The 2,235-nt window shown below is 65.3% G+C and carries 2 protein-coding genes; both read left to right on the top strand.

The window, feature by feature from the left end; all coding sequences use genetic code 11:
* Window positions 1-93 precede the first annotated feature (93 nt).
* Window positions 94-1,287 (top strand): MFS transporter, encoded by a 1,194-nt coding sequence (locus EFAMC1_RS06225; protein WP_154053448.1) that lies wholly within the window; start codon window positions 94-96, stop codon window positions 1,285-1,287.
* Window positions 1,288-1,753: 466 nt separating this feature from the next.
* A partial coding sequence (locus EFAMC1_RS06220; RefSeq protein WP_315984870.1) for an ATP-binding cassette domain-containing protein occupies window positions 1,754-2,235 on the top strand: 482 nt, incomplete at its 3' end.

The following is a 2,235-nucleotide window of genomic DNA, read 5'->3' as shown; positions in this document are numbered from 1 at the left end:
TGTGCAGAACGAACACGTCCCCAACTGCACACCAGTCGTCACTCAGTATGATGAACACAGCCCTGCCGACGATTCAACCCCTGGAGGTCAGCCATGGCGCATGACGCCAGCGCGAGCATGTCCCGCGCCGAGATCCTGCCCGTCTGCGGGCTTGCCCTCGCAGCCTTCGTCTTCAACTCGTCCGAGTTCATGCCTATCGGCCTGCTCACCGACATCGGCTCGTCGTTTGGCACCTCCGAGGCCACGACGGGCCTCATGATCAGCATCTACGCCTGGGCCGTTGCCGCGCTGTCCTTGCCGCTCATGCTGCTGGGCAGCCGCGTACCGCCGCGCCGCCTCATCGTCGTTGTGGTGGCGGTCTTTGCCGTGGGCCAGTTGTGCTCGGCCCTGGCACCCACGTTCGTCCTGCTCATCTGCGCGCGCCTCATCGTGGCTTGCGCGCATGCCGTGTTCTGGTCCATCGCGAGCCCATTCGCTGTGCGCGTGGTACGCGACGAGCACGGTGCCACCGCCATGTCGATGATCGTCACGGGCACCTCCATCGCCATGATCTTTGGCCTGCCGCTGGGGCGCATAGTGGGCCTCGTCGTGGGCTGGCGCATGACGTTTGGCATCATCGCGGCCATCTCGGCGGGCATCGTCTTCTATCTGCTGGCCGCGTTCCCGCAGGTGGAGCATGGCGAGTCGTTCCAGCTCTCGCAGCTGCCGAGCCTCTTTGCCAACCGCGTGCTCGTGGCCATCTACCTCATGACAGTGCTTCTCGCCAGCGCCTACTATGTGGGCTACAGCTACATAGAGCCGTTCCTGGCGCAGGTGGCCGGCATGCCCGACGGCCTCATCACCGCGGCGCTCATGACCTTTGGCGCGGCCGGCATGGTGGGCAGCGTTCTCTTCTCGCGCCTGTACGACCGGCACAGCGCGCCCTTCCTGGCCGTGTTCACCGCGTGCCTGCCGCTGTCGCTGCTGTTCATGGGACCCGCGACGATAAGCCCGGCCGTGGTGTTTGGCGTCTGCGTGCTGTGGGGCACCGCAGCGACGGCGTTCAACGTGGCCTGCCAGGCCGAGATCATCAGCGTGACCTCGACGGAGGCGTCGGCCGTGGCGATGTCGATCTTCTCGGGGATCTTCAACCTGGGGATTGGCCTGGGCTCGTGGATTGGCGGACGCGTGGTGGACGGTGTGGGCATCGCGCTCATCGGATATGTGGGTGCCGTCATCGGGGCCGCGGGCCTCGCCATTTGCCTCTTTGCCCTCGTTCCGCTCATGACCAAGGCAAGTAGGTGGTGACGGCTGCCCAGGTAGGGGTGACAAGCGCCTTGGTAGGGGCGACGGGCGCCCTGGACAAGTGCCCGGGGTAGCCGTCAGAGGGTGTGCAACGCCTTCCACCATACAGAACCGGCGCGAAGTGGACAGCGGTGTTCGCTTCGCGCCGTTTTTGCATGGCCTGGAACGGCAAATGCCCTAGGCGTGGGCCACCTTCTGCCGCCTCGCTTAACAAACTATCGAGTTTGCTGCAGTCGAAACGCGACGCGCTGAGTAGACGGATATCCGGCCGTTATAAACCAGCAGGTAGGAGAGGTGCGAATTTACCGTCTACTTATGCCCTCCCCGATGAACTGCAGCAAACTCGATAGTTTTGCTTTGGGCGCTTCCTCAAGGTGCCCGGGCCATGGCTCGTAAGCCCTGGCGAAGGCGCGGCCGCCCTCGAAGCAGCCACCGATTCCCCGAACGAACGTGCGCTCAACCGAGTTTTTTGACGAGTCGCGACCTTTATTTCTCGGTTATGCGCACGTTCGTCGGAAGGTGGGCTGCGGGGCGTAAGGGCGCGGGCAAGTCCACCACGCTCAAGATGGTCGTGGGGATGCCCCGCCTCACCGAAGGCCAAATCCACGTGGACGGGCACCCCTGGAGTCGCGACGACCTGTCGGGTATCGGCTCGCTCATCGAGCGGCCGCCGCTCTACCCCAACCTCACGGCGCGCGAGAACCTGCTCGTGCGCACCACGCTACTCGGCATCCCCGGGGGCCGCATCGACGAGGCTCTACGCACCGTCGACCTCGCCGACACCGGTCGCAAGCGGGCGGGCCGCCTCTCGCTAGGCATGAAGCAGCGCCTGGGCATCGCCCTCGCCCTGCTCGCGCATCCGCGCCTGCTCATCCTGGGCGAGCCGACCAACAGCCTGGACTCCATCGGCATCGAGGAGCTGCGCGGGCGCATTCGCAGCTTCCCGACGCG

This window comes from Olsenella uli (assembly GCF_901212675.1).
Taxonomy (GTDB): domain Bacteria; phylum Actinomycetota; class Coriobacteriia; order Coriobacteriales; family Atopobiaceae; genus Parolsenella; species Parolsenella uli_B.
The sequence above is the reverse complement of the archived record's forward strand: the minus strand, read 5'-3'. Positions and strand labels throughout refer to the sequence as shown.

Bases quoted from the DNA above. Each gene is read 5' to 3' on its own strand.
- EFAMC1_RS06225 (WP_154053448.1), top strand. From the start codon at position 94: ATGGCGCATGACGCCAGCGCGAGCATGTCCCGCGCCGAGATCCTGCCC.